Raw genomic sequence first — 12,376 nt, 5'->3', positions numbered from 1 at the left:
TGCCATATACAGAGATTGTTCCAGACAACCAAAGCGGCGTCACGGGGAAATCGGCATCAATCCGCGCATCGTGATCGCGTGATGAAACCCTTGGTCAAGCCTCGGCGCGGGCGGCTTCCCAGGCCAGGATCGCGCGTTTCACCGGCAGGCCCCAATGGTAGCCGCCAAGGCCCCCGGACTTGCGCAGCGCCCGGTGGCAGGGGATCAGGTAGCTGACCGGGTTGCGCCCTACCGCCGTGCCCACGGCGCGCACCGCGCGCGGGCTGCCCACGGCCTGCGCGATCTCCGAATAGGTGGTGACATGCCCCGAGGGGACGCGCATCAGCGCCTCCCAGACCTTGATCTGGAACGGCGCACCGATCATGAAGACAGGCACCTCGCCGCCGCTCTCGCCAAAGGCCGCCTCGATCCAGGGGCGCAGGCGGACCGGTGCCTCGGTATAGCGCGCTTCGGGCCAGCGGCTGCGCAGGTCGGCCATCGCGGCGTCTGGGCCGTATTCCGATTCAAACGCGATGCCGCAGATGCCGCGGTCGGTGCCCATCACAAGCGCCGGGCCGAACGGGCTGTCGAACCGGCCCCAAGCGATGTCAAGACCCGCGCCGCCACGGGCAAACTCGCCCGGCGCCATCGCCTCCCACCGCAGGAACAGGTCGTGCAGCCGTCCGCCGCCCGACAGCCCTGTGGCATGGGCGGTGTCAAGCGTGGTGAAGCGGTCCGCCAGCAGCGCCTTGGCATGGCCCAGCGTCAGGTATTGCTGGTAGCGTTTCGGACTGACCCCAACCCAGCGAGAGAACACACGCTGGAAATGCGCCGGACTCATGTTCATGTCGCGCGCCAGGGTGTCGAGCGACTGGGTCGGCCCCTGCGCGTCGATCAGGTCGATCGCGCGGCGCATCACGTGAAAATGGTATCCGTCTTGCTGCATCCCGGACATCGGGCGGTCCTCGCTCTGCTGTACCTGGCAAGACTCTAGCCTCGCGGTGCCGACCGGTGCGACCCGAATATTGCGCATCCCGCCGTAGTCATGCATCAAGGCGCGCATGGCCAAGCAGCTGGACTATCACACGATCCGCGAGATCTTTGACCGCTTCCACGCGGCGGACCCGGCGCCCGAGGGGGAACTGGCGCATGTGAACGCCTTTACGCTGGTGGTGGCCGTGGCGCTGTCGGCGCAGGCGACCGATGCGGGGGTGAACAAGGCCACCAGGACGCTCTTCCAGATCGCCGACACGCCGGAAAAGATGCTGGCACTGGGCGTCGAGGGCGTGACCGAGCATATCAAGACCATCGGTCTGTTCCGCCAGAAGGCCAAGAACGTCATCAAGCTGAGCCAGATCCTGGTCGAAGACTACGGTGGCGAGGTGCCGAATTCCCGCGCCGCGCTGCAATCGCTGCCGGGAGTGGGCCGAAAGACCGCCAACGTGGTGCTGAACATGTGGTGGCGCTATCCGGCGCAGGCGGTCGACACGCATATCTTCCGCGTCGGCAACCGCACCGGCATCTGCCCCGGCAAGGACGTGGTCGCCGTCGAACGCGCGATCGAGGACAACATCCCTGTCGATTACCAGCAGCACGCCCATCACTGGCTTATCCTGCACGGCCGGTACATCTGCGTGGCGCGCAAACCCAAATGCGGCGCCTGCCTGATCCGCGACCTTTGCCCTTTTGAAGACAAGACCTTATAGCCGCAGCGCGCGGAGCCAAAAAGTGAAAGCGAGCAAGACATGAAGAAGTATCAGGTTGTCGGTATCGGCAATGCCATCGTCGACGTGCTGTCCCGGTCCGATGACAGCTTTCTCGATCATATGGGCATCCAGAAAGGCATCATGCAGCTGGTCGAAAAGGACCGTGCCGAGGTGCTGTATGCGGCGATGGAGGGTCGCGTACAGGCGCCCGGCGGATCGGTGGCCAACACGCTTGCCGGGCTGGGGAACCTGGGTCTCAAGACGGCCTTCATCGGGCGGGTGCGCGACGACGCGCTCGGACGCTTTTACGCGCAGGAAATGGAGCAGATCGGCACCGTCTTCGCCAACCCCCCTGTTGCCGGCGGCGAGTTGCCGACCTCGCGGTCGATGATTTTCGTCTCTCCGGACGGCGAGCGGTCGATGAACACCTACCTGGGCATTTCCGCCGAGCTTGGGCCGGACGACGTCTCTGAAGACGTTGCCGCAGAGGCGGATATCGTCTTTCTCGAGGGCTATCTCTTCGACAAGGACAAGGGCAAGGACGCGTTCAAGCGCACCGCCCGCGCCTGCCGCGCCGCCGGAGGGCGCGCCGGGATCGCCATTTCCGATCCGTTCTGCGTCGAACGGCACCGCGCCGATTTCCTTGCGCTGATCGAGAACGAACTCGACTACGTCATCGGCAACGAGGCCGAGATCCGCGCGCTGTATCAGAACGACGACCTCGAAGGCGATCTGGCCGCCGTGGCCGCGATCTGTCCATTGGTGGTCTGCACGCGGTCCGGTGATGGGGTCACCATCCTGCACGAGGGCAGGCGCATCGACGTGCCGGTGACGCGGGTGACGCCGGTGGACGCAACCGGGGCCGGGGACCAGTTCGCCGCCGGGTTCCTTTACGGCCTGGCCGCGGGCGCGGACATGGAAACCGCGGGGCGCATGGGCTGCGTCGCCGCGGGCGAGGTGATCGGCCATATGGGACCGCGGCCCGAGACCAGCCTCCCGGAGCTTTTCCGCGCCGAGGGCCTGCTCTGACCGACCGGCGTTATTAACGCCGGATTCACAGTTAAATTCTTTGGGCACATACCCCGTGACGGTACGCTGAACGGGCGCGATGCGGGATTTTGATCTGCTACCGGACGTGTCGCGCAGCGGCTGTATCGGGGTGCCTTCATGGCGACATTTTCTGTGCTGCGCGAGGTGGATGTCGCCGCCGGTCCTGTGGCAGGCCTCGCGCTCGAGGTGGCCGATCTTGGCGCTGCCGATCTGCGCGCCTGTCTGAACGCTCCCGACATCCTCGACCTGGCGCGCGTCATGCCGACACGGCTGATCGCGCCCGAGCCTCTCGACGACATCCGCCCCGACGAGGCCGTGCCGGGCTGGGGCCTGAAGGCGATCGGCGCCGGTGCGGGACGCTGGACCGGCGCCGGGGTCAGGGTCGCGGTGCTCGACACCGGCGTGTCGGTCACGCATCCGGCCTTTGCCGGTGTGTCCCTGTCGCGCCGGGACTTCGCCGGATCGGGCAATGACGATGCGCACGGGCATGGTACCCATTTCGCGGGCTGCATCCTCGGTCGGCCCGTGGACGGCCGGCCGGTCGGCGCCGCGCCGGGGGTGACCGAGGCGCTGATCGCAAAGGTGCTGCCCGATTCCGGTCCGGGCCGCAGTGACATGCTCTTTGACGGGCTGCTTTGGGCGGCGGTCGAACGGGCGCGGGTCGTGGCCTTTGCACTTGCCTTCGATACTCCGGCGCTGGCCCGGGCGCTGGTCACAGAGGAAGACCTGCCGGAACTTTTGGCTGCCTCCGTCGCGCTCGAGGCCTATAACGCCAACCTGCGCCTGATGGAGCGTCTGCTGGCGCGGCTCCAGGCGGCGGGCGGGCCGGTGGTGGTGGCTGCGGCAGGCAACGACAGCCGCCGCACCGTCAGCCCGGATTTCGAAACCGGCGTGCCTGCCCCGGCCTCGGCGCGCGGCGTGCTGTCTGTCGCGGCGCTGACCGAGGTGGCGCCGGGCCTTGTCACTGCGCCCTTTTCGAACACCGGCGCCCGGATCGCGGCGCCGGGCAGCGGCATCGTCTCGGCGGCGCCGGGCGGGGGCCTTGTCGCGCTCAACGGCACCTCGAGTGCGGCGGGTCTGGCAGCGGGCACCGCGGCGCTGTGGTGGGAGGCGCTGGCCGGGCAGGGCGCGGATGCGGCGATGGTGGCCGACCACATGATGCGCCATGCGCGCGGCGGCAAGAGTGCGAGCCTCGATTGGGGGGCGGGGCTGGTGACGGCCCCGCCGGAATGAGCGCGGTCGCTAGTGTGCCGCAGCCCAGTTGGCGCCCTGACCCGCGTCCACGACCAGCGGCACGTCCAGCTTGACCACCGGATCGGCGGCACCTTCCATGACGTCGCGGGCTGCGGCGATCAGGGCGTCGACACCGTCTTCCTCGACTTCGAACAACAGTTCGTCATGCACCTGTAGCAGCATCTTCGCGGGCATGCCCCGGATCGCGTCCGGCATGCGGATCATCGCGCGGCGGATGATGTCGGCGGCGGTGCCCTGGATCGGCGCGTTGATGGCGGCGCGCTTGGCAAAGCCTGCGCGCGGGCCCTTGGCGTTGATCTCGGGCGTGTGGATCACGCGGCCGAACAGCGTCTCCACGCGGTTGTGTTTCCTGGCGAACTCCACCGTGTCGTCCATGTAGTCCTTGATGCCCGGGAAGCGTTCGAAATAGCGGTCGATGAAGCCCTGCGCCTCGGACCGAGGAATCCGCAGGTTCCGGGCAAGGCCGAAGCCGCTGATGCCGTAGATCACGCCGAAGTTGATCGCCTTGGCCTGCCGCCGCACGTCCGGCGTCATGTCTTCCATGGGCACGTTGAACATTTCGGACGCGGTCATGGCGTGGATGTCCTGCCCGTCGCGGAAGGCGCTTTTCAACGCGTCGATGCCCGCCACATGCGCGAGGATGCGCAGTTCGATCTGGCTGTAGTCCAGCGACACCAGCACCTTGCCCGTTTCGGCGACAAAGGCTTCGCGGATGCGGCGGCCTTCCTCGGAGCGCACGGGGATGTTCTGCAGGTTCGGATCGGTCGAGGCCAGCCGCCCGGTCGCCGCCCCTGAAATGACGTAAGACGTGTGGACCCGGCCCGTATCCTTGTTGATGTGCTCCTGCAGCGCGTCGGTGTAGGTGGATTTCAGTTTCGACAGCTGCCGCCAGTCGAGCACCCGACGCGGCAATTCGTGTTCGGTGGCGAGGTCCTCGAGCACGTCCGCGCCGGTGGCATAGGCCCCGGTCTTGCCCTTCTTGCCGCCCTCGAGGCTCATCTTGTCAAAGAGGATCTCGCCCAGCTGCTTGGGCGATCCGACGTTGAAGGTCTCGCCCGCCAGTTCGTGGATTTCCGCCTCGAGCCCCGCCATCTTCTGCGCAAAGGCGCTCGACATGCGGCTGAGCGTGTTGCGGTCGACCTTGATGCCCGCCATCTCCATCTCGGCCAGCACCGGTACGAGGGGCCGTTCCATCGACTCGTAGACGCGGGTGACGCGGGCGCGGTGCAGCTGCGGCTTGAAGAGCTGCCAGAGCCGAAGGGTGATGTCGGCATCCTCGCCGGCGTATTTCACCGCGTCGGCGATCGGCACCCGGTCGAAGGTGATCATGCTCTTACCCGAGCCAAGCAGGTCCTTGATCGGGATCGGCGTGTGGCTCAGGTAGCGTTCGGCCAGCGTGTCCATGCCGTGCCCGTGCTGGCCTGCGTTCATCGCGTAGGACATGAGCATGGTGTCGTCGATGGGGGCGATGGCGATGCCGTTGCGGGCAAAGATCTTGGCATCGTATTTCATGTTCTGCCCGATCTTCATCACGCTCGGGTCTTCCAGCAGCGGTTTGAGCGCCGCCAGCGCGTCATCGAGCGGAATTTGCCCCTCGGCCAGCGCATCCTGGTCTTTGTCGGCAAACAAGTCGTCGTCGCCGCCCTTGCCGGTCTTGTGGGTGAGCGGGACATAGCAGGCCTCTCCGGCCTCAACGCAGAGCGAGATGCCGACAAGGTCCGCGGTCATCTCGTTGAGGCCGGTGGTTTCGGTGTCGACAGCGACCCAGCCGCGGTCGTGGGCCTTGGCGATCCAGCGCTCCAGCGCCGCCATGTCGGACACGCATTCGTATTTTTCCGGGTCGATTGCGGGCATCTCGGGCGCGTCCTCGCCTCCCGGGTCCGCGCCTTCGGGCGTGGTGTCTGGGATCACCGGCGCCTCGACGCCCAGAGCATCAGAGATGCGCTTGGTCAGGGTGCGGAATTCCATCTCCTTGAGAAAGCCCAGCAGCGTGTCCGGGTCGGGGTCCTTCACCTCAAGATCGTCCAGCGTGAAATCGAGCGGCGTCTCGCAATCGAGCTGCACCAGCTTTTTCGACAGCTCGATCTGGTCGCGCTTTTCGATCAGCGTCTCGCGGCGCTTGGGCTGCTTGATCTCCTCGGCGCGGTCCAGAAGCTCTTCGAGCGAGCCGAATTCGTTGATCAGCAGCGCGGCGGTCTTGATGCCGATGCCCGGCGCGCCCGGCACGTTGTCGACCGAATCCCCTGCCAGCGCCTGCACGTCCACCACCCGGTCGGGGTAGACGCCGAATTTTTCGAACACGCCCTCGCGATCGATGCGCTTGTTCTTCATGGCGTCAAGCATTTCGACGCCGTCGCCCACCAGTTGCATCAGGTCCTTGTCGGAACTGATGATCGTGACCTGCCCGCCGGCCTCGCGCGCCTGAACCGACAGGGTGGCGATGATGTCGTCGGCCTCATAGCCTTCAAGCTCCTTGCAGGCGATGTTGAACGCCTCGGTCGCGCGGCGGGTCAGCGGGATCTGCGGGCGCAGGTCCTCGGGCATCTCTTCGCGGTTGGCCTTGTAGAGGTCATACATGTCGTTGCGGAAGGTGTGGCTGCCCTTGTCGAAGATCACCGCCAGATGCGTGACGTCGCCGCCCGCATTCCCCTCCACGTAGCGCTGGAGCATGTTGCAGAAGCCCGAGACCGCGCCGATGGGCAGCCCGTCGGATTTGCGCGTGAGCGGCGGCAGCGCGTGATAGGCGCGGAAGATGAAGGCCGATCCGTCGATCAGGTGCAGGTGACATCCTTTGCCGAAGGCCATGGGCGCGCTCCTCTTGTTTCGGGTCCAGATGTGCCACGGCCCGCATGCGGGTGCCAGCCCAGAAAGCGGCGGCCGAGGCGCGTGGCGAGCGGTGGGGCCGCTTCCGCTTTCAGATGGACGAAAACAGCCGGTCCTGCCATCGGGTGCTACGCTGCCCGCTGAAGACGCCGAAGCGGTCGCGCATGTGGCGGATGCAGGCCAGGTTCGCCTGCATCCGCGTCAGCCCGTCGACGGTGCAGTCATAAAGCGGATCCCGCGCCCGCGGAGCCTCTGCGGAGGTGGCGGACCTTTTTTCGAGCGCCCGCCAGTCGACGCCGGTGGGCTGGATGGCGTGGCCGTTCTTGAGGTAAATGCCCGACAGCCAGACATCGTCCACGCACCAGAGCGTTTCCGGAATGTCGAACGCCGCGTCGTCGACGAACTCGGGGCGGATCAGCACGCCGCCCATGCCCTCGGCCACGTCCCAGACATAGCCGTCCGGACGCACCGGCTTCCACAGGCCCAGCGACGCCAGGCGCCACAGTTTGTAGGTCAGCGCCCGGTCTTTCCAATGCGCGCGGTTCTCCCATTTCAGCGAGGATCGGCAGCGGTCGGCGATCACCCGGTCCGGGTGCTTGCGCGCGGTGCGGGTCAGGCGCGTCAGCCACTGAGGATCGTACGACTGGTCATCGTCGCAATAGACGATCCAGGCGTCCATGCCGCGGTAGCGCCGGACCGTCGGCAGGACCTTTGTTGCCGGTCCCATGTCCTGCGGCACCCAGCGCACCGTACAACCGCCGGGGATCAGGTCGGGGTCGATCCGGCCCAGGGACCGTTTGCTGTAACTGCGCGGAAGATTGAGCTCGATGACGTCCGGGACCGTGTCCTGCCGGTGCAGGCTCTGAAGGGTCCGGGCCAGGGACGGCAGCCGAGACGGGATGGTGGTCAGCGACACGACGAGTTTGGTCATGGCGGGCTTTCCCGTTTGGCGGGGCGCGGGGGGTCAGAACTTGCCTTCGAAATCCTTGTGGATGAACTTCGCGTCGCAATATCCGCACTCCACGAACCCCTTGTCCTGCGGAATCTGCAGCCACACCCGGGGATGCCCCAACGCGCCTTCGCCGCCGTCGCAGGCGATCCGGTAGCTGTCCACGATCTTGGTTTCGGGGGCATCTGTCATCGGGCACATTCCCTTTTGGCTGCGGTTGCACTACCTGCGTTATGAGCGAAGGCCACCAAAGGAGCAAGAGAGCGATGAGCCACGACGCGATCCGGATCGAGGGCCTGCGCAAGACCTATCGCGGCGCCAAGAACGAGCCCGCGCAAGAGGCGCTCAAGGGCATCGACCTGGTGGTGCCGCGCGGATCGGTCTTCGGGCTTCTGGGGGCCAACGGTGCGGGCAAATCGACGCTGATCAACATCCTGGCCGGGCTGGTGGTCAAATCCGCGGGCCGGGTCGAGATCTGTGGCTGGGACCAGGACGTGAACCCGCGCCAGTCTAGGGCCGCCATCGGCGTGATGCCGCAAGAACTGAACCTCGATCCGTTCTTCACCCCGCGCGGCGCGCTCGAGGTGCAGGCGGGGCTTTACGGCGTGCCCAAGGCGCAGCGCCGCAGCGACGAGATCCTCGATATGATCGGTCTCGCCGACAAAGCCGAAGCCTATGCGCGCACGCTGTCGGGCGGGATGCGGCGGCGGCTCTTGCTGGGCAAGGCGCTGGTGCACAGCCCGTCGGTGCTGGTGCTGGACGAACCCACGGCGGGCGTCGACATCGAACTGCGCAAGATGCTTTGGGAGAATGTCCGCAAACTGAACCGGGATCGCGGCATGACGATCATCCTCACCACCCATTACCTCGAAGAGGCCGAGGAGATGTGTGACCAGATCGCGATCATGCACCAGGGCGCGCTGGTGGCGCAGGACAGCACCCGCAACCTGCTGGGCCAGATCGATTCCAAGACCCTGGTGATCGATCCCGCCGAAATGCCCGACACCCTGCCCGAAGCGCCGGGCGTGTCGGTCGAAAAACGCGCCGACGGGACGCTGGCCCTGAGCTATTCGGCGGGCCAGACCTCGGCCGACGAGGTGATCGAGGCGGTGCGCAAGAGCGGCATCCGCATCCGCGATGTCCGAACCGAACAGGCCGACCTCGAAGATGTTTTCCTATCGCTAACGCGGTCCTCTGCCGCCTGAGCCGACGGCTGCGCCTTAACGCTTTGCTAACCGTCGCGGTGTGACAGTTGGCCCATGAGCGACACGCGCCAGTTCTCCGACGTGCAAGCGGCCCTCTTCGATGTGGATGAGGCGCCCTCCTTGCCGCGTGGCCAGCCGCAGCCGTCCTATATCCGCGACCACCGCGCCCGGTTGCGCGAACGCTTTCTCAACGGCGGCCCCGATGCGCTGCCCGATTACGAACTGCTGGAACTCGTGCTGTTCCGCGCCATCCCGCGCCGCGATGTGAAACCGCTGGCGCGGGCGCTGATCGAGACCTTCGGCGACTTCAACCGGGTGCTTTCTGCCCCCGCCGCGCGCCTGTCCGAGGTGCCGGGTGTGGGCCCCGCCGTGGTGACGGAACTCAAGATCGTCGCGGCGGCGGCGGTGCGGCTGTCGCGCAGCCGGGTGATGCAGCGGCAGGTGGTCAGCTCCTGGGAGGCGCTGCTGGACTATTGCCACACCGCCATGGCCCACCGCGAGATCGAGGAATTCCGCGTGCTCTACCTCGACCGAAAGAACGTGCTGATCGCCGACGAGGCGCAGGCGCGGGGCACGGTGGACCACGTGCCGGTCTACCCGCGCGAGGTGGTGAAGCGGGCGCTCGAACTCAATGCCAGCGCGCTCATTCTGGTGCACAACCATCCCTCGGGCGACCCCACGCCCTCGGCCGCGGATATCGACATGACGGCGCAGATCGACGCGGCGGCGCAGGCGCTGGGCCTGACGCTGCACGATCACCTGATCGTCGGCAAATCCACCGAGTTGAGTTTCCGAAGCGAAGGTTTGCTTTGATCGACGGTCATTCGACCCAGACCTCGACCCGCCGGTTCACCTGGCGGCCCCAGGCGGTGTCGTCGCAAGCCATGGGCATGGCCTCACCGAAGGCGTCGGTGGCGATGTCGATCTGTTCTAGGTCGGCGGTTTCGGCGGCGGTGATGACGGCGGTGCGCACCGTTTCGGCGCGGCGCTCTGCAATGGCAAGGTTGCTGGCTGCCGGGCCTTCTCCGTCTGAGAAGCCCACGAAGACCAGCCGCCGGCCGTTGTACTGCCCATCCTCAAGCGCCCGGGCGAGCTGTTCCACATTCGACCGCGATTGCGCGTCGAGCCGGGTCGACCCGGTCTCGAACCGGAACGAGGTCGTCAGGCGGCGCATCGGAACCAGGGTCTGCACCATGTCGCGCAGGTTGGAGAGGGCGGTGCCGTCCTCTGCGACGCGGATCGCGTTGGCCAGCCGGTCGCCTTGCAGGTCGAGCGAAATCTCTTCGGGGTCCTGATCCACGAACCCGGCGCGGCGGATCACGATCTGGGCCGGTGCGGAGCGTGTGAACGTGAGGAAGTCGCGGGCCAGCGCCGGCAGCCGGCGGGCCGGCAAATACAGGAACATCGGCGCCGTCAGGGGATAATCCTCGGTCTTGATGTTGCGCCGGGTGCTGGACAGCGAAAAGCCGCAGCGCCCGGTCAGGACCAGCGGACGGGCATTTCCCGTCTCGGAAAAGCTGGCGATGCCGATGCCGAAGGGATCGCGCGCCACGGCATCGGCGAGATCGGCGTTGGTCGCATGGCGTTCCACCTCGTCGCGCAGTTCGCCGCGCGCGGGTGCGATCAGCCGGTCCTCGATCCCTTGCGACAGGCCCGAGGCCGCGTCGCGCAGATGCAGGATCACCGGCGCATCCGGTCCGCCCAAGGCGCGCCAATTGTCAATTTCTCCGGTCGCGACGCGGGCGAGGTCGGCGAGGGAAATTGCCCGCAGCGGATTGCGCGGCGAGACGATCGGCACCAGCGCATCGAGCGCCAGAACGCGGCTGCGGTTTGGCGCCTTGAGGTCGCCCAGTCCCGCCTCGCGCGCCAGCCGCAGCTCGGACGGACGGATTTCGCGCAGGGCCATCACCATGTCGGCCTCGTCGGCGAGCAGGTCGGCAAAGCCTTCGTCGGTGTTGGTGACGCGAAAGCTGAACTTGCCCACGACCTTGCCGCTACCATCCACCAGTTCATAGACGAAATGCGTATCGTCCGTTGTGCGCCTGGTGGCGGTCATACCCTGCCGGAGCGCGAAACTTTCGATCAGCGCCGGCATCAGAACTTCGCCCGCGGTGGCGGAGCCCGAGACCGACATCTCGGCGACGAAATCGGTGAGCGAGGGGCAGCCCGGCCCGTCGCAGAGCACGCCCGACCCGTCGACCGTCAATTCGCCGTATTGCGTGGCGACGCGGTAGAATTCCCCGTCGAAGCCCAGAAGCGTACCCGACACCTCGATCGCGCCATCGCGCGAGGTCAGGGTTACGTCCTGAGCTGCTGCGGCAAAACCCCAGAGTCCAAAGAAAAGTGCGGCGATGATCGCCGCACAAAGTCTGCCCATGAAGGCCCTCGCGTCGTGTCCGTCAGTTGGACGCGATTGTCAGGTCTTCGACGAGGTTTTTCAACACCAGAAAGTCGCCGACCGAGTCGCAGTCGGGCATGGCCAGCGTCAGGTCACGGACCCGCAGGTCGCCGCCTTTGTGCAGTTCCAGCGTCTGCGCCTCGACGTCCGAGGTGCAGTTGACCGCGGTGATCTCGGCCTCGACGGTGAGGGCGATTTCGCCGCTGCGGCGGGCGGTGCCTGCCGGGAAGCTATAGACCTCGGCGCGCAGGGCGTCGGGGCTGGTGCCCGACCCGAGCGTCGTGATAAAGCCGCCGTCGCCGCTGGCCGCGCGGCTGACGTCACCGGCGGCGGCGCTCCAGACATGGCCTTCGCCGAAGTATTCGGCGCTGAATTCGCGGGCGTGCAGTTGCAGGCCGCTGTCGCCTTTCCATTGCACCGCGACGCGGTCGTAGAACGGCAAAGAGGTGACCTGGGCCCGGCCCACGGCGCTGGCGCCGTTGCCGAAAGAGGCGATGAACATGGCGCTTTCGGTCAGGGCGGGCACATCCACCATCAGCGTGCCGTCGGGCTGGGTCACTTCGGTGAACATCAGGCCGTGATGGTGGAACGTCACGCGTTCGCTGCCATTGCACGGCGCGGTGAGCGTGAGGGAGACCATCGCCCCGGCGGCCGGTTCCGCCATCAGATCGACCGCGCAGTCGAAGCCGGCGCCCACATCGTCCTTCGGCAGGTCCGCGGTCTGGGGCGCGGCGGGCGCCTCGACCCGGGCCAGTTGCACCGTTGGCTCGGGCAGTTTCGGCAGCTGTTGCAGGTCGAGCGGCGGCTTGGGCACGCTGGAAGAGGTCGGGACGATGCCCGATACGGTCACATTCTTGACCGCAGCGCTTGTGCCGCCGCCGGGCAGGCCGAAGCCGAATTGCATCACGTAGCCGATGGCCAGAGCGCAGCCAAGGGTGCCAAGGGCGAGAATACGGGTCTGTTTGCGGGCCATGAGTGCCTCCGGAGCGCGGTTCCGTTCAGCCTCTCAAGT

General features: G+C 66.6%; 11 protein-coding genes. 5 read left to right on the top strand and 6 right to left on the bottom strand.

What is annotated here, in order from left to right; translation table 11 throughout:
* Window positions 1–94: 94 nt before the first annotated feature.
* A complete protein-coding gene (locus DU478_RS03605) occupies window positions 95–925 on the bottom strand; it encodes a methylated-DNA--[protein]-cysteine S-methyltransferase (RefSeq protein ID WP_407703146.1) in 831 nt (276 codons plus the stop codon).
* Between the two features lie 115 nt (window positions 926–1,040).
* On the opposite strand from DU478_RS03605, the gene nth reads away from it, so the two are divergent.
* The 3 genes from nth to DU478_RS03590 all read left to right on the top strand — a co-directional run bounded on the left by nth (window position 1,041) and on the right by DU478_RS03590 (window position 3,968).
* The gene (gene nth / locus DU478_RS03600) at window positions 1,041–1,685 is read left to right on the top strand and encodes an endonuclease III (RefSeq protein ID WP_114509565.1); all 645 of its coding nucleotides are present in this window, start codon (window positions 1,041–1,043) and stop codon (window positions 1,683–1,685) included.
* A 39-nt stretch (window positions 1,686–1,724) separates the two neighbouring features.
* Complete coding sequence (locus DU478_RS03595; protein ID WP_114509564.1) at window positions 1,725–2,714, top strand: adenosine kinase; 990 nt, start codon at window positions 1,725–1,727, stop codon at window positions 2,712–2,714.
* A gap of 138 nt (window positions 2,715–2,852) precedes the next feature.
* Window positions 2,853–3,968 (top strand): S8 family serine peptidase, encoded by a 1,116-nt coding sequence (locus DU478_RS03590; protein WP_114509563.1) that lies wholly within the window; start codon window positions 2,853–2,855, stop codon window positions 3,966–3,968.
* 9 nt (window positions 3,969–3,977) lie between these two features.
* Here the strand turns inward: DU478_RS03590 and polA are convergent, their stop codons facing one another.
* The 3 genes from polA to DU478_RS03575 all read right to left on the bottom strand — a co-directional run bounded on the left by polA (window position 3,978) and on the right by DU478_RS03575 (window position 7,953).
* The gene (gene polA / locus DU478_RS03585) at window positions 3,978–6,794 is read right to left on the bottom strand and encodes a DNA polymerase I (RefSeq protein WP_114509562.1); all 2,817 of its coding nucleotides are present in this window, start codon (window positions 6,792–6,794) and stop codon (window positions 3,978–3,980) included.
* Between the two features lie 109 nt (window positions 6,795–6,903).
* A complete protein-coding gene (locus DU478_RS03580) occupies window positions 6,904–7,743 on the bottom strand; it encodes a glycosyltransferase (protein WP_114509561.1) in 840 nt (279 codons plus the stop codon).
* Window positions 7,744–7,776: 33 nt separating this feature from the next.
* A complete protein-coding gene (locus tag DU478_RS03575) occupies window positions 7,777–7,953 on the bottom strand; it encodes a zinc-finger domain-containing protein (RefSeq protein ID WP_114509560.1) in 177 nt (58 codons plus the stop codon).
* 74 nt (window positions 7,954–8,027) lie between these two features.
* Between DU478_RS03575 and DU478_RS03570 the strand changes: the two genes are divergently transcribed.
* Window positions 8,028–8,966: an ABC transporter ATP-binding protein gene (locus DU478_RS03570; RefSeq protein ID WP_114509559.1), complete on the top strand. Its 939-nt coding sequence runs from the start codon at window positions 8,028–8,030 to the stop codon at window positions 8,964–8,966.
* 54 nt (window positions 8,967–9,020) lie between these two features.
* A complete protein-coding gene (gene radC / locus DU478_RS03565; RefSeq protein WP_114509558.1) occupies window positions 9,021–9,779 on the top strand; it encodes a RadC family protein in 759 nt (252 codons plus the stop codon).
* A gap of 7 nt (window positions 9,780–9,786) precedes the next feature.
* Here the strand turns inward: radC and DU478_RS03560 are convergent, their stop codons facing one another.
* Both DU478_RS03560 and DU478_RS03555 read right to left on the bottom strand, forming a co-directional pair.
* A complete protein-coding gene (locus tag DU478_RS03560; RefSeq protein WP_114509557.1) occupies window positions 9,787–11,343 on the bottom strand; it encodes a phosphate ABC transporter substrate-binding/OmpA family protein in 1,557 nt (518 codons plus the stop codon).
* A gap of 22 nt (window positions 11,344–11,365) precedes the next feature.
* Window positions 11,366–12,337 (bottom strand): translocase, encoded by a 972-nt coding sequence (locus tag DU478_RS03555; RefSeq protein WP_114509556.1) that lies wholly within the window; start codon window positions 12,335–12,337, stop codon window positions 11,366–11,368.
* Between the last annotated feature and the right edge of the window lie 39 nt (window positions 12,338–12,376).

This window comes from Thalassococcus profundi, from assembly GCF_003344785.1.
GTDB classification, from domain to species: domain Bacteria; phylum Pseudomonadota; class Alphaproteobacteria; order Rhodobacterales; family Rhodobacteraceae; genus Puniceibacterium; species Puniceibacterium profundi.
This window is presented reverse-complemented; position numbering and strand designations above follow the sequence as displayed.